Source organism: Neoaquamicrobium sediminum, from assembly GCF_040970315.1.
Lineage (GTDB): Bacteria > Pseudomonadota > Alphaproteobacteria > Rhizobiales > Rhizobiaceae > Aerobium > Aerobium sediminum.
This window is the reverse complement of sequence record NZ_JAZHFV010000007.1, coordinates 208,744-226,806: the sequence shown is the minus strand read 5'-3', so window position 1 is coordinate 226,806 and position 18,063 is coordinate 208,744. Positions and strand designations below refer to the sequence as shown.

19 protein-coding genes are annotated in these 18,063 nt (G+C 64.2%); 10 read left to right on the top strand and 9 right to left on the bottom strand.

Annotation, left to right across the window (positions count from 1 at the left end; genetic code table 11):
- Positions 1 to 2: 2 nt before the first annotated feature.
- Positions 3 to 482 carry a hypothetical protein gene (locus V1479_RS21525; protein ID WP_368804689.1) on the top strand — a complete coding sequence of 160 codons (480 nt, stop codon included), beginning with the start codon at positions 3 to 5 and terminating at the stop codon, positions 480 to 482.
- A 132-nt stretch (positions 483 to 614) separates the two neighbouring features.
- Here the strand turns inward: V1479_RS21525 and V1479_RS21520 are convergent, their stop codons facing one another.
- On the bottom strand, positions 615 to 1,130 hold the full coding sequence (locus V1479_RS21520) for a transglutaminase-like cysteine peptidase (RefSeq protein ID WP_368804711.1): 516 nt from the start codon (positions 1,128 to 1,130) through the stop codon (positions 615 to 617).
- 408 nt (positions 1,131 to 1,538) lie between these two features.
- Between V1479_RS21520 and V1479_RS21515 the strand changes: the two genes are divergently transcribed.
- The 6 genes from V1479_RS21515 to V1479_RS21490 all read left to right on the top strand — a co-directional run bounded on the left by V1479_RS21515 (position 1,539) and on the right by V1479_RS21490 (position 9,103).
- Complete coding sequence (locus V1479_RS21515) at positions 1,539 to 3,410, top strand: cytochrome c peroxidase (RefSeq protein ID WP_368804688.1); 1,872 nt, start codon at positions 1,539 to 1,541, stop codon at positions 3,408 to 3,410.
- Positions 3,391 to 4,290 (top strand): phosphate/phosphite/phosphonate ABC transporter substrate-binding protein, encoded by a 900-nt coding sequence (locus V1479_RS21510; protein WP_368804687.1) that lies wholly within the window; start codon positions 3,391 to 3,393, stop codon positions 4,288 to 4,290. Before V1479_RS21515 ends, V1479_RS21510 begins: the two co-directional genes overlap by 20 nt.
- A 10-nt stretch (positions 4,291 to 4,300) precedes the next feature.
- A complete protein-coding gene (locus tag V1479_RS21505; protein WP_368804686.1) occupies positions 4,301 to 5,053 on the top strand; it encodes a phosphonate ABC transporter ATP-binding protein in 753 nt (250 codons plus the stop codon).
- Positions 5,050 to 5,868, top strand: a complete 819-nt coding sequence (phnE, locus tag V1479_RS21500; protein WP_368804685.1) for a phosphonate ABC transporter, permease protein PhnE — start codon at positions 5,050 to 5,052, stop codon at positions 5,866 to 5,868. Before V1479_RS21505 ends, phnE begins: the two co-directional genes overlap by 4 nt.
- A gap of 176 nt (positions 5,869 to 6,044) precedes the next feature.
- Entirely contained in the window at positions 6,045 to 6,488 is a 444-nt protein-coding gene (locus tag V1479_RS21495) for a Fur family transcriptional regulator (RefSeq protein ID WP_368804710.1), read from the top strand.
- Between the two features lie 98 nt (positions 6,489 to 6,586).
- Positions 6,587 to 9,103: a heavy metal translocating P-type ATPase gene (locus tag V1479_RS21490; RefSeq protein WP_368804684.1), complete on the top strand. Its 2,517-nt coding sequence runs from the start codon at positions 6,587 to 6,589 to the stop codon at positions 9,101 to 9,103.
- A 93-nt stretch (positions 9,104 to 9,196) separates the two neighbouring features.
- Here V1479_RS21490 and V1479_RS21485 read toward each other — a convergent pair whose 3' ends face one another.
- The 5 genes from V1479_RS21485 to V1479_RS21465 all read right to left on the bottom strand — a co-directional run bounded on the left by V1479_RS21485 (position 9,197) and on the right by V1479_RS21465 (position 12,643).
- On the bottom strand, positions 9,197 to 9,802 hold the full coding sequence (locus tag V1479_RS21485; RefSeq protein WP_368804683.1) for an SCO family protein: 606 nt from the start codon (positions 9,800 to 9,802) through the stop codon (positions 9,197 to 9,199).
- Positions 9,802 to 10,305, bottom strand: a complete 504-nt coding sequence (locus V1479_RS21480) for a copper chaperone PCu(A)C (protein WP_368804682.1) — start codon at positions 10,303 to 10,305, stop codon at positions 9,802 to 9,804. The genes V1479_RS21485 and V1479_RS21480 overlap by 1 nt, the downstream gene beginning before the upstream one ends.
- Positions 10,306 to 10,364: 59 nt before the next feature.
- Positions 10,365 to 10,721: a hypothetical protein gene (locus V1479_RS21475; protein ID WP_368804681.1), complete on the bottom strand. Its 357-nt coding sequence runs from the start codon at positions 10,719 to 10,721 to the stop codon at positions 10,365 to 10,367.
- A gap of 557 nt (positions 10,722 to 11,278) precedes the next feature.
- Positions 11,279 to 11,968, bottom strand: a complete 690-nt coding sequence (locus V1479_RS21470) for a transglutaminase-like cysteine peptidase (protein WP_368804680.1) — start codon at positions 11,966 to 11,968, stop codon at positions 11,279 to 11,281.
- Positions 11,969 to 12,118: 150 nt separating this feature from the next.
- Positions 12,119 to 12,643 carry a copper chaperone PCu(A)C gene (locus V1479_RS21465; protein ID WP_368804679.1) on the bottom strand — a complete coding sequence of 175 codons (525 nt, stop codon included), beginning with the start codon at positions 12,641 to 12,643 and terminating at the stop codon, positions 12,119 to 12,121.
- A 149-nt stretch (positions 12,644 to 12,792) separates the two neighbouring features.
- Here V1479_RS21465 and V1479_RS21460 point away from each other — a divergent pair, with 149 nt between their 5' ends.
- On the top strand, positions 12,793 to 13,206 hold the full coding sequence (locus V1479_RS21460) for a MerR family transcriptional regulator (protein WP_368804678.1): 414 nt from the start codon (positions 12,793 to 12,795) through the stop codon (positions 13,204 to 13,206).
- Positions 13,207 to 13,214: 8 nt separating this feature from the next.
- Here V1479_RS21460 and V1479_RS21455 read toward each other — a convergent pair whose 3' ends face one another.
- From V1479_RS21455 to V1479_RS21445, 3 genes are read right to left on the bottom strand one after another with little or no spacing between them, the layout of a single operon-like run.
- Entirely contained in the window at positions 13,215 to 13,712 is a 498-nt protein-coding gene (locus V1479_RS21455) for a hypothetical protein (protein ID WP_368804677.1), read from the bottom strand.
- 53 nt (positions 13,713 to 13,765) lie between these two features.
- Positions 13,766 to 14,464, bottom strand: coding sequence for an endonuclease/exonuclease/phosphatase family protein (locus V1479_RS21450; RefSeq protein WP_368804676.1), 699 nt, complete (start codon positions 14,462 to 14,464; stop codon positions 13,766 to 13,768).
- Positions 14,430 to 15,986 (bottom strand): Bug family tripartite tricarboxylate transporter substrate binding protein, encoded by a 1,557-nt coding sequence (locus tag V1479_RS21445; RefSeq protein ID WP_368804675.1) that lies wholly within the window; start codon positions 15,984 to 15,986, stop codon positions 14,430 to 14,432. Before V1479_RS21445 ends, V1479_RS21450 begins: the two co-directional genes overlap by 35 nt.
- Before the next feature lie 72 nt (positions 15,987 to 16,058).
- On the opposite strand from V1479_RS21445, the gene V1479_RS21440 reads away from it, so the two are divergent.
- Together V1479_RS21440 and V1479_RS21435 are read left to right on the top strand one after the other, a co-directional pair.
- Positions 16,059 to 16,535 carry a tripartite tricarboxylate transporter TctB family protein gene (locus V1479_RS21440; protein WP_368804674.1) on the top strand — a complete coding sequence of 159 codons (477 nt, stop codon included), beginning with the start codon at positions 16,059 to 16,061 and terminating at the stop codon, positions 16,533 to 16,535.
- Positions 16,532 to 17,989, top strand: coding sequence for a tripartite tricarboxylate transporter permease (locus V1479_RS21435; protein WP_368804673.1), 1,458 nt, complete (start codon positions 16,532 to 16,534; stop codon positions 17,987 to 17,989). The genes V1479_RS21440 and V1479_RS21435 overlap by 4 nt, the downstream gene beginning before the upstream one ends.
- Positions 17,990 to 18,063: the final 74 nt, after the last annotated feature.

Here is an 18,063-nt window from a genome sequence, read left to right as displayed (position 1 = left end):
GCATGAAGCTGACAGTTCGAACTGTTTTCGAAGCGCCCGCACAACTCATCTGGGACGAGGCGCGCAGACCGAGGCTCCTCACCTACGTCGCCGCGCCGATGCAGGTGTTCGAGCCACTCGTTCCCGCCACGCTGCCGGAGCTCTGGGCCGAGGGAAGGTATCTCGTCCGGCTCTGGCTTCTGGGCGTTCTTCCACTTGGGAAGCAGTGGATCGTCGTCAGCTATCCGGACGCCGAGTTGCACGCGCGGAGTGAATACACGCTTCGCGACCGGGGCTATGGCGATCTGATAACAATCTGGGACCATCTCATCACAATCACGGCGCGTCCCGACGGCCGCACCGACTATTGCGACGAGGTCGAGATCAGGGCTGGCCTGATGACGCCTTTCATATGGTGCTTCGCCTGGACCTTCTATCGCCATCGCCAGCGGCGCTGGCGCAGGCTGGTCGCCAACGGTTTCGACTATCGCGGCAGACGCTGAAAAGAGCGTGCGACATCGCGAGGTCGGGTCCGGAACCGTAATGCCGTCTCCGCACGCAACTCCTGCTCGTCGGAAGCCGGCAACGGGATTGCCAGGCGTGACGGAACCCGCGAACGTCGCCCTCTTCTCGTTTCAGTGCAGCGCACCAACCAGAGGAGCGTCCCCCTCGTGGATCGTCACCCAGCGCCCGGTATGGGACGTCGACTGACGCTTGAGGAAGTTGTACTCGGTCTCGTCCCAGTTCTTCACCTTATCGTTGAGGTTGTCCAGGATAAGGTCGCCGATGTTCGTGCGCACAGTAAGCACTGCATGTCCCTCGCCGCTCGGGCGGCGAAGAACGGTTATGAGAAGATTCGACGGAGAAACGCCCTCCCGCATCAGGATGCGGCGCTTCTCCAGGACATAGTCCTCGCAATCGCCGGCATCGGTGGGGTAGGTCCAGTATTCGTCGACTCCATAGAGATCGAGATCGCTGACCGGCTTGACCGCAGTGTTGATCTTGAGCGTCAGGCGCTCCAGCCTCGCCATGAGTTCAGCCGACATCGCAATCGGAACGTCCCTGCGTGATCGTATTGAGCACTCGTCGGGTTTCCGCCTGCAGAAATCGTAGTGGCCGATCGGTTGAGAGGTGAGACCGCCGGTTATCATGGGCGACGGATGGGCGTTCGCCGACGTGCTCCAGGGCACAAACGATATCGCGACAAGAACAGCCGCCAGCCACCGGCACAGACCAGCCATCACGGTCCCCCGCTCCCTTGTTAAACTTCGTTACCCATTTCCTAACGGGTCGTTTTCATGGGGTCCATCAGGGGCCCATAAATTTGACGTGATTTCCCGCCTCCGACAGGCCGAAAGGGCCGATACTGTGACATTGCGGTCACGAGAGCTGCTCGCTTTTCCTTCTCGGCCAACTGGTCATATCGCCTTTTCATCGCTCGTAGCCGCTGGTGCCTGACCCGAGATTGACAAGGCCGGCTTGATGAAGGCATATTGCAATTCATACGCAATAGCAGAAATAACGTGCTCGCCTTCAGCCGCCGCCACAGGGAGACAACCATGCTCGGCCGCTTTCTCGCTTTCCTCGTCGCGGCGTTCACGTTCGTCACCCCAGCCTCTTCCACAGTCGTGACCGAGGAGCCCTGGCACCCGGTCGTCGCCGCCTACCGGACGATGCTGTTCATGGCTGACCTCGTACCGCCGCCGTGGGATGAAATTCGGAAAGCATACGAGGAACCGCACCCCGCCGCCGCCATACAGCGCCCGGCCAACACCTTCTTTGATGCGCTACCCGATGGGATGGGAGTGACGATCGCCAGCACGATCGAGACCAAGGACCGTCAGAGGCTCTACGAGGCGTCGACGCGCGCCGTATCCCAGTTGGCGCGAAAGGCGCTGGCAGATGCCGCCGCGATGCTTTCCGAGCCGGGTCAGGCGAACCGGAAGGCGCTGGAGGCGCAAGCCTACTACAGGGCCTTTGGATCCTTCATCGAACAGGCCGATCCGGAAGCAGGGCGGCGCCTCGGCCTTGCGTGGCTCGAGCTGATGAGCGCGATCGGAACAAGCGGCATCATGGGAGCCAATGTCATTGCGGCCAACAAGGAGACATTCGAGCGCTCCCGTGCGGAAATCGACGCCTATCTCGCCGCGAATTTTGAACCGGACGCCTTCGCCGAACGCCGGAAGCTCGCACCCCTGCCCGAAACGGTGGTCGCGGCGCGCGGCGAAGTGCCGGTAGCCGTCTGGCTGCCGCCAGGCTCCGACCTGAGCGACCAGGACCCGTTACCCCGGCTGGTGCTCAACTTCGAGGAGAAGGGCATCGACGAAACGGACCTGCCGTTGGTCGCGTTCGGCGACATGCTCTTCGACAGCCCGAACATCTTTGGTGAGCCCGCGCGGTCGCTGGGCCTCACCTGCTCCACCTGCCACAACCGCAGCGACATCAACCAGCGCTTCTTCATCCCGGGACTCAGCCATCAGCCTGGAGCAGTGGACGTCCGCGGGTCGTTCTTCAATCCGATGTTCAACGACCATCGCCGCGACAGCCTCGACATCCCGTCCCTGCGCGGCCTGCGCTTCACAGGCCCCTACGGCCGGGACGGCCGTTTCGCCAGCCTTCGCGACTTCACGCGCAACGTGATCGTTTCGGAGTTCGCCGGGCCGGAGCCCACGGACTTCCAGCTCGACGCCCTCCTCGCTTACATGCTCGAGTTCGACTTCCTCCCCAACTCGCGGATCGACGAGACGGGCCGGTTGGCCGCAGGGGCTTCCCAATCCGAACTTCGCGGGGAAACGCTTTTCCGCAAGCCCTTTCCGCAGATGGACGGGCAGTCATGCGCGTCCTGCCACGTCCCGTCAGCCGCCTTTCTGGACCGCAAAGCCCACAATATCGGCTCCCGCGGCCAGGGGTATGACGGTGCGCTGGACGGCTATTTCGACACGCCGACCCTGCTGGGGGCGAAATATACCGCGCCCTACTTCCACGACGGCTCGCTGCCGACCCTCGCCAGCGTGGTCGACTGGTTCGACACCCGCTTCCAGCTCGGCCTTCAAGAGCAGGAGCGGACCGATCTGGTCGCTTACCTGAATGTGGTCGGTTCCGCCGACGAACCCTTTGAGGAGTTCGGTGAGCCCAATACTGTGTTCCGGCTTGCCTGGGAGGAATTGACGACCTTCGCCACCACCTTCGACGCCCTTGCCCGAAGCCGCGACGCGGCGAACGCCATCCTCATGCTGGAGACCGTCGCGCTCGATCTGGCGCTCGATGCGACCGGGATGCTCAACTCCGCGGCGAGATCGCAGGTTTTCGAGCTTGTCGAGATCCTCAACGGCATGCGCTCAGCGGTCAGCGCAGACGACTGGGCCGAAGCCGAGACGCTGTGGGCAAGCTTCAAGGAGATGAAAGAAGAATATGACGAAGCGATGTATTGAAGCGCCCTCGTTCGTGCTGGACCGGCGCTCCCTGCTGCTCGGCATGGCGGCGCTGCCGTTTGGCGCTGCGGCGGCAAGAGCACAGCAGCGCGACGACCTGGTTCTTGCTTTCATACCGCAGGAGGATCCCGAGAAGCTCATCGGCGATATCGGGGTCATCACCGAATGGCTGAGCGGGAAACTCGGCATACCGGTGCGCGGCTTCGTGACCAGCGATCATGCGGCCGCCGTGGAGGCGTTGCGCAACAGGGATGCCGACATCTCGTTCATGGGCGCGCTCCCCTATGTGATCGCCAATGAATATGCCGGAGCCACGGCCGTGCTTCAGGAGGTCTATCGCGGCAAGCCCACCTACACGGCCCGCCTGTTCGTGCGCCGGGACAGCGGGATCACGCAGCTTGCCGACCTGCGCGGCAAGACGATCGCCTTCGCGGACCCGATCTCGGAATCCGGCTATTTCTATCCTCTGGACCTGTTCGCCAAGGCCGGCCTCCTGCAGCGAGGCGAGGATCCGAACCGTTTCTTCAGCCGCGTCCTGTTCGCCGGCGGCTATCAGCAGGCGGTACAAGCGGTCGCGAACGGCCTAGTCGACGCCGCCGGCGCTAGCCAGTATGCCGACATGCTGCTTTCTCCCGATCAGCAGCTTCAGGTGACCTGGATCGGGGAATCGGTTCCGATCCCCTCGCACAGCGTCATTGCCCGTGGCGACATGGACGAAGGCATTCGCTCCAGATTCGTCGAAGCCATGCTGCGGCTCAACGAGCCGGAACTGCGCCACATGCTCAAATACGTCTACGGCCCGGACGGCTACGTGGTCGCGGACCTGGCCGCGTTTGAGGATGTGAGGGAACTGGCGAAAGCCTACGGCGTGCTGAGATAGCGAGGGACGCATGGCCGCCGACGTCATCGCTCTTCACGACCTGGTCTTCAGGCATCCGGGAAACCATCACCCGACCCTGGCGATACCCGAACTGCGGATTGGAGCGGGCCAGCGCGTCGCGCTGATCGGCACTTCCGGCGCGGGCAAGAGCACGCTGCTGCGCCTGCTCGACGGCCGGCTGCGGGGATGGAGCGGCAGTTGCGCGGTCCTCGGCCGGCCGCTCGATCCGGACAGTCCGCCGCCGCGCCTATGGCGCCGCAGCGTCGGGTTCGTGTTTCAGGAATTTGCGCTCGTCGAGCGCGAGACCGTCCGGCAGAACGTCCTGAACGGCCGACTCGGCCATGCCGATGCGCTATGGTCACTGACGGGACGGTTCGGCGCGCCGGACCATGCCGCCGCCGATCGGGCTATCCAGGATGTCGGCTTGGATGAGTTCGCGAAAAGGCGGGTCGACCGGCTCAGCGGCGGCCAGCGCCAGCGGGTCGCTATCGCGCGTTGCCTTGCCCAGGAACCGCGGATAGTTCTGGCGGACGAGCCGATCAGCAGCCTCGATCCCGTAACCGCGCACACAGTGCTCGATCTCCTGCGCAACAGCGCAGTCGACAGGCGCGCCACGCTGGTGATCTCGTCCCATCAGCCCCAACTCGTCGCCGGATATGTCGACCGCTTCATCGCGCTCGACCGGGGCCGCATCGTCTTCGACGGGCCGCCCAACGCAATCGATGAAACGCAGCTTTCCGGCATCTATGGCGAGACGGCATGACGACCGCAAAGGGCAAATCCGCTTCACGGGAAGAAGTGCTTCACCAGCGCGATCTGGAATGGCAGCGAGGCTGGGGGCAGTTTCTCCTGTCCGTGGTGATCGTCCTGGTCGTCGTCTGGTCGTGGAACGGCAGCGAGATCGAGCTTTATCGGCTGGCCGAAAGCGGAGGCCGCATCGCTGAGTTTCTGGCGCGCATGATGCCGCCCGACCTTTCCGTGCTGCCGGTCGTGATCGAGTCCTCCGCAGAAACCCTGCGCATCGCCATACTGGGCACCGTCGGTTGCATTGTTCTGTCGATCGTCCTTGGCATGCTCGCGGCGACGAATCTCTCGCCTTCGTGGATTCATGTGCCGGTCAAGGCCGTCCTCGCCGTCATTCGCGGCATTCCGCTGATCTTGGTCGCCATGCTCATGGTCGGCGCGGTCGGGCTGGGCGCGCTGCCGGGCATCCTCGCGATCGCCTTCCACGCCACCGGCATGCTGGCGAAGTTCTATGCCGAGGCGATCGAGAGCGTCGATCCTGCTCCGATGGAGGCGCTGGAAAGCGTGGGCGCTACGTTCCTCCAGAAGCTGCGTTTCGGCGCCTGGCCGCAGATCGCCCCCGACATTCTTCGCGACACGCTGTTCCGCTTCGAGATGAACCTGCGCGAATCCCTCATTCTCGGCGTCGTCGGCGCGGGCGGCATCGGCTTCTACATCCAGATGTACGTGCGCGCCTTCCAGTACGAGAAGGTCGCGACGCTGACCATTGTCGTCATTGCCTTCGTCGTCCTCATCGAGTTGGCCAACAACGCGATTCGCCGCCTGCTGCGGTGATAGTCTGCTGAACACCCTCGTGTCCGCCACCAACCTTCAGTCGCTCGATGGAATGCTATTGCCATAGGTGCCTTTTGCTATTGCGATGCAATTGGCATAGTCAGCGGCTCGGGAACGTGGAAGCGCCCATGCCGGTTTACCGCATTCCCAGAAGGAAAGTTCAGCGGAGCCGGTTCATAGTGACACAAGCCGACACAATCGACATCGCCACGATCTGCAAGGAGAATGGTCTGCGCCTGACGGCTCCGCGGCGTATCATCGTCCAGGTCTTGAGCGAAGCCACCGACCATCCCGACGCGGTGGAACTGCATAGACGCGTAACCAGGCTCGATCCGGGTATTTCGCTGGCAACCGTCTATCGGACCCTGAAGCTGCTTCAGGACAAGGGCGTGCTGGAAAAGCACAATTTCGGCAACGGGCCTGCAAGGTTCGAGCCGGCGGATCAGGATCACCACGATCACCTGATCAACCTGGAGACGGGACAGGTGGTCGAGTTCCGGTCCGACGAGATCGAGCGGCTTCAAGAAGAGATCGCTCGCAAGCACGGCTTCGAGATTATCAGCCACAGGCTGGAGATTTACGTCCGGCCCCTGAAAGCAAAGCGGGCGCGACGAACCTGAACGCCAGCGATCGGCAGCCCCTTGACCCTCTAGTAGCTACAGGTTCTAGAACCGCTCCCGACGAAAAAGAACCGGCTGGCGCGAAAGGCAGGAGCATCATGAGCGAAAGATTGCGTTTGGACATTCCCGTGCTGCTTCCGGACGTGGCGGACGCCGCAGACGCCTGCGTGGCTCGGCTGACTTCCGATCTGGAAGCCCGGGAAGGTGTCGAGAAGGTCCACGTCGTCGCCGTGGAAGCAAACGAGCCCGCAAAACTCTGTGTCCATTTCGATCAGCAAATCCTGCCGCTCGGCCGGATTCGCGAAATCGCCCAGGCTTCCGGCGCGCGCATCACCGCCAGGTTCGGCCACGTCACCTGGAATGTCCGGGGCATCGGGCACGAGCGCCGCGCACGCACGGTCGCCGAGAAGCTCAGGTCGCTGGCGGGCGTGCTCGAGGCCGAAGCGAACGCCGCGGGCACCGTGCATGTCGAGTTCGATCGCGAGGCCACATCCGAAGATGCCATAGACGAGGCGCTGCGCAGCCTCGGCGTCCGGCGAATGGGGGAGCCTGCATCCGTTCCGGGAGGCGGCAAGGACGCGCATGCCGGTCACGACCACGGGACGAAAGGCGAAAAACACGAGGAAGGCGATGGCCAGGACCATGCGCATGGCGAGTTCCTCGGCCCGAACACCGAACTGATCTTCGCCCTGTCGAGCGGCGCGCTGCTGGGCATCGGCGTCGCCATCGAGTATCTGGTTGCTGGTGCGCCGGACTGGCTGCCCACGGCCTGCTTCATCGCGGCCTATTTCTTCGGCGGCTTCTTCACGCTGCGCGAGGCCATCGACAATCTGCGTCTCAGGCGGTTCGAGATCGACACGCTGATGCTGGTCGCGGCAGCCGGCGCGGCAGCCCTCGGCGCGTTCGAGGAAGGCGCGCTGCTCCTGTTCCTGTTTAGTCTCGGCCACGCGCTGGAACACTACGCCATGGGCCGCGCCAAGCGCGCGATCGAGGCGCTGGCGGAACTCGCGCCGCCGGTCGCGACCGTCAGGCGCGACGGCGAAACCCGAGAGATTCCGGTGGAGGAACTCGTGGTCGGCGACATCGTCGTCGTGCGTCCCAACGAGCGGCTTTCCGCCGACGGCTTCCTCGTCAAGGGCACGACCAGCATCAACCAGGCGCCCGTGACCGGCGAGAGCATCCCCGTCGACAAGCGTCCGGTTGCGGACGTCGCGACCGCCAGGGAGCGGCCCGATTCCGTCGACGGCGCCTCACGCGTCTTCGCCGGCACGATCAACGGCGCGGGTGCGGTCGAGATCGAGGTGACGCGCCGCTCCACCGACAGCGCGCTCGCCAAGGTGGTCAGGATGGTGAGCGAGGCTGAGGCGCAGAAGTCGCCCACCCAGCGTTTCACCGAGAAGTTCGAACGCATCTTCGTGCCGGTTGTGCTGGCGCTCGCGGTCGTGATGCTGTTCGGCTGGGTCGTCGTGGACGAACCGTTCCGAGATAGTTTCTATCGGGCGATGGCGGTGCTGGTCGCCGCCAGCCCCTGCGCGCTCGCCATCGCCACGCCGAGCGCGGTCCTTTCGGGCGTCGCCCGCGCGGCGCGTGGCGGCGTGCTGGTCAAGGGCGGCGGGCCGCTGGAAAATCTTGGCTCGCTGACGGCGATCGCCTTCGACAAGACCGGGACGCTGACGGAAGGCAAGCCCCGCATCACCGATATCGTCACCGCCGAGGGCGTCTCCGAACAGGAATTGCTTAAGGTTGCGGTCGCCGTGGAGAGCCTGAGCGACCATCCGCTGGCTGAGGCGATCGTGCGTGACGGCAGGGAGAAGCTTGACGGACAGGCAGTTGCCGAGGCGTCCGATCTCAAGAGCCTTACAGGCAAGGGTGTGACGGCGACGCTCGACGGGCAGACAGTGTGGATCGGCAAGGCCGAAATGTTCGGCTCCGACGGCATCCCGGCTCTGGGCGCCGCTATGACCGAGGCGATCGCGCAGCTCAGGGATGGCGGCCGTACGACCATGGTGGTTCGCCAGGGCGACCGCGATCTCGGCGCGATCGGGCTGATGGACACGCCACGCGCCGCCGCGCGGGACGCGCTGGCAAAGCTGCACGAGATCGGCATCACGCGCATGATCATGATCTCGGGCGACAACCAGAAGGTCGCCGACGCGATCGCCAGGGATGTCGGGCTCGATGAAGCCTGGGGCGACCTGATGCCCGAGGACAAGGTGGAGGCGATCAAGAAGCTGCGATCCGAAGGCAAGGTCGCCATGGTCGGCGACGGCGTCAACGATGCGCCGGCGATGGCGAGCGCGACGGTCGGCATCGCCATGGGCGCGGCCGGCTCAGACGTGGCTCTGGAGACGGCCGATGTGGCGCTGATGGCCGACGACCTGTCGCACCTGCCCTTCGCGGTGGGGCTCAGCCGCCGGACCCGTTCGATCATCCTCCAGAACGTGGTGGTCAGCCTCGGCATCGTCGCCGTGCTCGTACCCGCGACGATTTTCGGATTGAGCATCGGGGCGGCGGTTGCCGTGCATGAGGGCTCAACCCTGGTCGTGGTCTTCAACGCCCTGCGCCTGCTCGCCTATCGCGATCCCTATGGCAGGACAAACGTTGCGGCGGCATAGCCGCGCAGCACCCGGTCGCGGTCGACTTTTCCGGTCACCATGATGCACTCCACGATCGCTGCGCTCGTGGAGTGCAGGTTTCGAGTTGCCTGGTCAGCCTTCGCCGATCAGGCGCTTGAGCTTCGCCAGCATCACGTCGGAGGCCTCCTCGTAGGCCATCGTCCCGAAGAACTGCCCGTTCGAGTCCATCAGCAGCACCGAGGCCGTGTGGTCCATCGTGTAGTCACCTCCCTCAACCGGAACACGCGCATAATAGACCTTGTACGCTTTGGTCACGACGTCGATCTGCTCCTCCGTGCCGGTCAGTCCAATGATGCGGTCGTCGAAGGCGCCGAGATACTCCTTCATCTCTTTCGGGCCGTCGCGTCCGGAATCTACCGAGACGAACACGAAATTGATCCTGTCTGCGTCGCTTCCCAACTGCTCCATCAGGCTTGCCAGCTCGAACAGCGTGGTGGGGCACACATCCGGACAGAAGGTGAAGCCGAAGAAAACCGCGCTCGGCTTGCCGAGCAGATCTTTTTCCGTGACTTCCTGTCCCTCGGTTCCCGACAGCGTGAAGGGTCCTCCAACGGTCGCGACGCCGGTGGACTGGGGCGCTGGCGTCCTTCTGGAATCGATCAGGATCGAGAACGCAGCCAGCGTCATGACGATCGCCAGGACCGCGGCCGCTATCAACCCGACAATACGGCCACTCATCACTCATGCCCTTCGTGGCTGGAAGAAGCTGCGTCGCCGTGCCCGGTCGCGGTTGATCCAATAGGGCCAGCCGCCAGTTCGACGTCTATCGTGCCCGCATGCTCGAACTCGAGTGTCACCTGCACCATGTCGCCTGCGGCGATCGGCTGTTTCAAATCAAGCAGCATCAGGTGATAGCCGCCCGGGGCCAGTTGTACGGTTTCGCCAACGGGAATTTCCACGCCCTCCGGAACGGGGCGCATCTTCATGATACCGTCCGTCATTTCCATGTTGTGGATCTCGACGCGGCCCGCCACAGGCGATTTGCCGCCCAGAATTCGGTCGGAAACGCTGCCGGTGTTGGTCAGCTCGAGATACCCGCCGCCGACTTTGGCCATGGGCGGCGTCGCACGCGTCCAGGGATGGCCGATCTCGATGTCTCCCGCACGGTAGTCGTGAGCCAGTGCGGAGTTGGCCGCAAGAATGAGGACGGATGCCGCGAAAGTCGGAAAGAAATGTCTCATAGAAGTCTCCATTGATGATGTTCCGGCGCGTCGCCTGACACGCCCGCAGGGTCGAAGCATCAGATGGAGAAGTCAGGCGGCGCCCGGGCATCCTTTATGGCGCCGGGTTCTCCTGGCGGCGCGCGGTGGGAGGTCGGATAGAGCGGTTCATCGTCCGTCCGAATCGGCGGGATCCTGAACGTCCCGGTTTCCGACGGCTGAAGGGTCGGACCGACTGTGCTGGCCGCCACGCATAGTGCGGTACAGCACTCCTTGACGATCTGGTCCAGCGGATCGGCGTTTGTGCGATCCGCCGCCTGCGACGGAGAGCAGATGATGAAAGCAGGCTCGAACTGGTCGACCGCTGTCCATGTTTTGGCATAGGCCGTTGCAAGCCCCTGCAGCAGGATGAGATAGGCGACCAGGCCGACCAGCAAACCAGTTGCCCGCCGCCTGCTTGTCGATTTTCTCGTCCGGTACATGCGCGAGTCTTGGCGCTGGGCGCCCGGCTTGTCACTGCGACATGTGCGCCGTGCCACCACGTCGTAGGTCCACGAGAACCGATGCTTGCATCGCCTCCCTGAGCCGCGGCGAGGACGAAGCGAGCATTCGCACCGTGGACGTTCTGCTCGCGGCTGGCCTCGGGCTCGACGAACGCTGCTTTCACCGAAGAAGCCTGGCGCGCGACGCCGCTACGGCATGCGATTTCGCACGGACGGAACCGAGCATCTGCTGAAGCTCGAGGCGATCCGGATACGGCGCCGATATCGAGAAAGGTGCGGGCCGGGGCGTCACGCTGCTGCACGGCGCCGTCGCCTTCCGCACGTTTCGCCCTGCCAAGGAACTGCTGAGGGTGGGCGCGGACCCGAGCGTCATCTGACAGCGCGTTGCCTGCCGCAGCTGAAATGGAAGTGCCCTGTCCGCGCCGCCCGTTCGAGAACGAAAGAGTGGACCGGCAATCGTTAAATTGCCGGTCCACCAAGGTTGTCGCGTTCTAGTTTCTTCCTGGAGAAAGGAAGCGCTGTAGGAAGGTGCCGCCTACCCTCGCCGCGCCCGTCGAAGGCGAGCGGTTGGCGCTGGATGAAGCGAGCAGGTCGTCTTCGTTGACGAGACTAACCCACTGGTTCAGGTCCCGTTGAGACTGCCGCTTCAGGAAATAGATCTTCGCTTCGCTCCACAGCAGCACCTTCTGCTCGAGATTGTCTAGAATGAAGTCGCCAAGGGTCGTAACGACAGTAAGTACCGCGTGCCCGCCGCCTTGGGCGTCGCGAGCCGTGGTCAGCAGGAGCGCTCCTAGCGGATAGCCCATTTTGTTGAGGCGCTTGCGCTTCAGGAGAGCGTAGTCCTCGCAGTCAGCCGCTGCCATCGGATACTCCCAGAACTCCTCAACGCCGTAGATTTCCATATCCGTAAGCGGCTTGATCGTGTTCACCTTCGCGTTGACGCTGACGATGTCGCTCCAGGCGGAGCGCGTGAGCTCGATCATGGTGCCGCCCGGACCCCGGGCGCAGCGATCCCGATAGCGGCCACAATACTCGTAGTAGCCCACCGGCATGGAGGTGACGCCGAACGTCGCCATGTTGCGTGCATTATCCGGCTGGGTCGGATTGAACTGTGGGGCACTTGCCCGCGCCGACGTGCAGAAAAGCAGGAGCGCAAGCGCGCCGATCCAAGCTTGTTTCATTGTTTGGCTCTCCCCGAACTGATGGGGATGAGCATAGACAAGAAGCGTCAGAATCTAATAAAATCAATAACTTAGATTTGATTCAAATTCGCCGCGAAATGCAGGGGCGCTCTTATCTCTTCGTTTACGGGATCGACATCGTCGGTAGCCCTAATCCAGGCCACGATCGTCGCCGCCATGTCGATGCCTGGTAAGCAGATCAGGCGCGGGAACGACCCTGGCCGATACTTCCAGTTCGCGACCATCGTCGAAAACAAGCGTAAGGCGCAAACTGTCCGATTCCGTGATCGCAGCCCTGGGGTCGGCGAGGATCATGTGGATGCCGCCCGCGCGCATTTGAAGTTCAGCATGAGCAGGGATCGCCAACGGCCCATCAACCGGCTCCGCGGCGTTCCCGTCGGACGTGAAGAGTGTGCGCATGATCGTCGCGCTTGCGAAGGCATCGCTTTTGACCGAAGCCAGCGACGTTTGAGTTTCCGTGCCGTTCCAGATGATCAGGAACGCTTTGGCGACACCGTCATCCGCAGCCGGCATAAGGATCTCCGCATGCTCCACGGACACCATGCGAGGGGGATTGGCATGGTCGAGAGGCAGTCCCGAGGCTCCTGCTGCAGCGCCCAGGGCTGTGAAGGCGGGGACCAGGATCGACAACGAGCGAACTATCGATACGCGCATCGCATACATCCCCTTCCAGTGATGTTGACCTTGAACGTCGATCACGAATTGGGCAAGTCCGTGAACGCGCGGCGCGCAGGATGCGGCAATTCGGCGCGATTGCATGAGACCATTCCGCCCCCCAATATCTATAGGAACTGGAGGTAGACATGCTGACGATCGGAGAGCTTTCGCGCGCAACCGGAGTAAAGGTGCCAACCATTCGCTACTACGAGCAGATGGGCCTGATAGTGGCGCCCAGCCGCTCCGATGGCAATCAACGCCGGTACGAGCCAGGCGAACGAGAGCGCCTGTCCTTCATCAAGCATGCCCGCGATCTGGGCTTTACGATAGAAGCCATTCGGGAGTTGATCGAGCTGAGCGGGCATCCGGAGCATCCATGTGCGGACGCCGACAGCATCGCGGTTCGCCAGTTGCAAATCGTGCGGGAGAAGATCGCGAAGCTCAGACCCCTTGAACGGGAGCTGGAGCGCATCGCGACGCGATGTCACGGCGACCATGTCAAGGACTGCTACGTCATCCAGTCGCTTGCCAACCACGAGATGTGTTCGAACGAGCACTGAAGGCGTGTTCAAACCTCGGTCTCGTCATCGAACCGGCAATAGTGGGTTACCCTGTCGGCCGGTCCGTTGGTCGAGGGCACGTCGCGCAGGATGACGGTTACGACGGAGCTGTCCCGCGATGCGACGAACGAGCCTGTTATCGTGATCGTCGGATGATCTTCCGGCGCGAGTTCGAAGGTCGTTTCGTCGCCGACGGTGCCGCTCAGGCGCAACCTACCGGTGTCGTAGTCCCCTTCCGCGGAGAACGTCGTCTCCATCCGGTCCCCTGTCAGAAAGAGATAGAACTCCAGCTCCGAACCGAAAGGCGCGCGGCCCCAGAGCCACGCTTCGGCCTTCTCGAGGGACGGGCCTATGCGCGCCACCGCATCGTCGCAATCCTGCGAGGTTGGCGTGCCCGGCTCCGGATACCACAGGAACACGCCGGTCGGCGGGCTCGCCAGCGCATGAACCACGCTGGCGAGCCATAGGGCGATGGCAAACGCAAGTGGTATGAGGCCTGGTCGCATCACGTACCTGTGCCGCCAGTGCGGCTGTCCTTCGTTCCGTCCGGGGCTGGTCCTCAATCCGGGATGACCACTCGCACCACGACTGGCAGATGATTGGAGCCGAATTTCGGCCCCATGGCCAGTTCCTCGAGTCCCAATGCTGGAGACAGGACAACGCGGTCGATCGGCGTGCCGATCCAGGTCAGCGCCCAGAGGCGGATACTGAACCGGGTCGGCAGCGGCCACCAGCGCGACTCCGTCGTCCGATAGCCAGTGGAGGACAGGAAGTCTTGAAAGAACGGAGACCACGGCGGCGTGTTCCAGTCGCCGGCCACGACCACCGGCGCGTCCGCGGGCTCGGACCGTACCGCAGCTTGCAGATCCCGAAAATATGCGGCCCGTTCGCGCCAGGCGTGCTGGCCCCTTGGCGTCTGGGGATGGACGGCATAAAGGACCACAATGCGCCCCTCGATCGAAAGCTCGAACCGCACGGCGAACCTGCCTCCCGTGTCGGCACTTTCGGGAGAGACGGTTCGGGCGTCGAGAACCGGGAAGCGGCTCAAGAGCTTCATGTCGGTGTTGGCGGCAAGGTCGCGGCTGCTCTCGAAAGGCCACCGTCCGCTCGCGATCAAGGCATTCTGCCAGAGGGGCCTCACCTCCTGCAAAACCAGAATGTCCGCGCCGGCGATTTCGGGGATCGCGAGAAAGGGTTGCGGATCAAGATTGTCGACCAGGACGTTAGCCGAGACCACGGTGAAGCGCGTTCCCTCCATGGCCGGCGCCGGCGGCGTCAGCACCATGTAGGGAAAGGCGGCCGCCAGAAGGGCGATCGCGCCGCCGATCTTCGTAGCACGCCGAGGCAGCACGAAGCCGACGACGAATAGCGCGACTCCCGCCAGAAGCAGATGGGGACGAATGAAATTCGCGAGATCGGCGAGCCAAAGATGGCGGGACAGCGCCATCGAGATGACTTGCGCAGCGGCGAAGCCGAGCTGCGTCAGGAGCACAACGGCGACGACGAGCTTCGACATTCGGCTGCTTGCTGATGATAATGGCACAGATGTCGATCCTGCTGAAAGCGCCTGGGAGGCTAGCGAATAGTCCAGCGCATCGGGCGAGGCCAGTAGGCAATCTGGCGCACAGGCCCGGAAGCAGATCTGTCGGGAGCCCAACCTGAATTCGGCATTCGATCCGCTGCCGTCGCACAAGGCACGGCGATGCGGAAGAAAGAAAAAGGCCCCGGCTTGCCGAGGCCTTTATCAATCGTGTTGCGCGAACGCGACGACGACAATGGGTCGGCGTCCCTCTCGCCTCATCCCCTGCCGATAGCCTCGCGGACGACCGGATCCACGTTTCCCGCTCGCTCGCGTAGAATGCGTCCACTTCGGTGGGGCTCATCGCCGGGAAGAAGGATGACGCCAGAGCCTCGAGCCTCTCCCTCACCTCCGGGGTGCCGAGGACCGCCGTCACCTCGGCGTTGAGCTTGTCGACGATTTCCTGCGGCAGCCCGGCCGGCGCGGCGATCGAGTTCCATGTCTGGGCGAGGAAGCCGTCCAGCCCCTGCTCGGCCACCGTCGGAATGTCGGGAGCCGCCGCGCTTCTTTCCGCCGAGGTGATCGCGAGACCGCGCACGGTGCCCGCCTGAAGCTGCGGGATCGCCGTCACCGCGACGTCGAACACATGGCTGAGACGCCCGGCGATGACGTCCTGCATGGCTTCGGAGCCGGCATTGTAGGGCACGTGCTCGACCTCGACGCCGGCCGCGCGCGCCCACAGCATGCCGGTGACATGCGTCGTCGTTCCCAGCGGCCCCGAGCCGTATTGCGCGTCCGGATTGGCCTTCAGCCATTCGATATACTCGACCATGGTCTGCGCCGGATGGTCGGCCTTCACGCACAGGATCAGCGGCACGGCGTTCATCAGCGCCACGCCACGCAGCGTCTGGGTCAGGTCGACCGGCATCGGGTCGAACGTCGCCAGGTTGAACACGAGCTGCGACGAGGTTCCGACCAGCAGCGTGTAGCCGTCCGGCGTGGCGTTGGAGACCGTCTCGGTCGCCTGCATGCCGGAATTCTGCGGCATCGCCTCCAGAATGATCCGCTGCCCCAGACGCTGCTCCAGCTCGGCGGCGATGATCTGGGTGACGATATAGGCATTGCCCGACGCGGCCGATGCGGTCATCAGCCGGATGGGCTGGGTGGGCCACGCAGCTTGAGCACGCAGGATGGTGGGGTTTGCAAGCGTGATACCGGCAAGCGCGGCACCAGCGCCGAGGGTAAATTGACGTCTGTCCATGGGAACCTCTTGATCCTTATGTGGCAATACATGATAAAAAGTATCAAGTTTTTGGGCAATGGTGAAAATCACATGCCGGAGAAAAGCCCCGACAGGCGAGCCGGGCAGGCCTTCGGCGTCAGGATGATCGCGCTGGTCGCCATTGCGGTGGCATTGGCGATTGGCGCGACCGCGCTGAGCCTGCCTCCGCCGATCAGCGGCCGTCTGCAGCCGGGCCTCGTACCGGGCGTGCTGGCAGCGATCGTGCTGGTGGCGGCCGTCGCCTCGCTGCGGCGGCCGGTGAAGCCGGCCGATGATGCCGCGACGCCCGGCCTGGTTCCGCTCGCGGCCGCAGCCGTGGCGGTGCTGATCCTGGCGTTCGGGACGCGGACGCTGGGGATCGCTATCGCTTCATTCCTGGCTTCGACGGTGACAGCCGCCGGGGTGACCGGCGTTTCGCCCGGTCGCGCGCTGCGGATCGGTTTCGGCCTTGCCGCGGGGGTGAGCCTGCTTTTCGCGCTGGCGCTGAGGCAGCCGCTGCCGATCCTGCCGCCGGGGTGGGGGTGGTGAGCGAGCATATCTGGGAAGGCCTTCTGCTGGCGCTGTCGGCCGAGGCGCTGTTCTATGCGGGGCTGGGCGCGCTTCTGGGCACCTTCGTCGGCGTCCTGCCGGGGCTCGGCCCGGTGGCGACCATCGCCCTGCTGCTGCCGGTCAGCTTCCAGATGAGCCCTTCGGGTGCGCTGATCCTGCTCGCTGGAATCTATTACGGCGCGCAATACGGCTCGTCGACCACGGCGATCCTGATAAATGTGCCGGGCGAGGCCTCGGGCACGGTCACGGCGATCGAGGGGCACCGGCTGGCCCGCACCGGCCGAGCAACCGAGGCGCTGGCGGTGGCGGCACTCTCCTCGCTGATGGCAGGACTGATCGCGGCGCTGATCCTCGCGGTCGCCACGCCGCCGCTGGCGGCCTTCGCGCTGGCCATCGGGCCGGCCGAGACGGCGGCGATCCTCCTGGGCGGCGCGATCCTCGCGGTTCTGATCTCCACCGAAGGCACGGCGCGCGCAATCCTGATGCTGGGCCTGGGCGGGCTGATCGGCCTGATCGGCACGGCCGGCGGCGACGGGCAGCCGCGGTTTTCGTTCGGCTTTCGGGAGTTGCGCGACGGGATCGGCTTCACCCCGTTGGTGGTCGGCCTGTTCGGCTTTTCCGAGCTGATCGCCCTGATGACGCGCCGCCCGGAGGAACAGCCTTCGGTGCCCCGCCACTGGTGGCCCGGCTATGCCGCGATCAGGGGCTGGGAGGCGCCGGCGCTGCGCGGCTCGGTGATCGGTTCGCTCGTCGGGCTCCTGCCGGGCGCCACCACGCTGATGGCGTCGTTCCTCGCCTATTCCGCCGAGACGCGGCTGAAGCGCGGCGGCGAGTTTGCCGGCGTCGCCGCGCCCGAGGCGGCCAACAACGCCGCCGCGCAGACAAGCTTCGTCATGCTGTTCGGGCTCGGCCTGCCGGCGAATGCGGCAACGGCAGTGCTGGTTGGCGCGATGATGCTGAACGGCCTGCCGCCCGGTCCGGCGCTCTTCAGCCACAGCCCGACGCTGTTCTGGACCTTCGTCGGCAGCCTGGTGGTCGCCAACTTCATGCTGGTCGTCCTCAACCTGCCGCTGGTGGGCATCTGGGCGCGGCTGGTGCTGGTTCCGCCCGCAATCCTCGCCCCTGCGATCATCGTGGCGGCGGCGCTGGGCATTCTTGCTTCGGGTGGAGCGCCGTTCGACGTTCTGGCGCTGATGGTCTTCGGTCTCTTCGGCCATGCCTGCCGCCGCAACGGCTTCCCGCTGATGCCGATGCTGATGGGCTATGTGATCGCGCCCCTGTTCGAGGATCATCTGCGGCGAGCGATCACGCATGCACGCGGCGACTGGACGATCCTGCTGGCGAACCCGTTCGTCATGGCCGCGCTGGCGCTGGCCCTGCTTGCAGCGGTCGCGAAATATCGCGCCGGCTCCGGACGCGCTCCGCGGATCTGAGCGGCCAAAAATCCCAGCCGGCAAGGCCCGACAGCAGTTTCCTGCACGAGCTCAAGGTGAATCGCTGCGCGCTA